Here is a 382-nt window from a genome sequence, read left to right on the forward strand (position 1 = left end):
TTTGGTTGCGGGGGCAGGATTTGAACCTGCGGCCTTCAGGTTATGAGCCTGACGAGCTACCGGGCTGCTCCACCCCGCGTTATGGGTTTGCATTGTAACACGAAAGGCCGCTTGCGCGGCCCTTTTGTTCGGCTGTGGGCCGGTGCCCGTGCCTGTGCTGTGTCGAGAAGATTGTTTGCGGACGGCTTCTGGTTTCAGAAGTCTGCGCCTTCTGGGTCGTTCTGTTTCATTTGCCTTTAGCAGACCTGGCAGCGACCTACTCTCCCGCGTCTTGAGACGAAGTACCATTGGCGCTGGGGCGTTTCACGGCCGTGTTCGGAATGGGAACGGGTGCAGCCACCCCGCCAGAACCACCAGGTCGGCTAAGGGCAAATGTTCATGC

General features: G+C 59.2%; 1 tRNA gene and 1 rRNA gene. Both read right to left on the bottom strand.

The window, feature by feature from the left end:
• Positions 1-2: 2 nt before the first annotated feature.
• A tRNA-Met gene (locus P0086_RS25200) sits at positions 3-79 on the bottom strand.
• 164 nt (positions 80-243) lie between these two features.
• Positions 244-358 (bottom strand): 5S ribosomal RNA (rrf, locus tag P0086_RS25205).
• Between the last annotated feature and the right edge of the window lie 24 nt (positions 359-382).

The organism is Mycoplana sp. MJR14 (assembly GCF_029210525.1).
GTDB lineage: Bacteria > Pseudomonadota > Alphaproteobacteria > Rhizobiales > Rhizobiaceae > Mycoplana.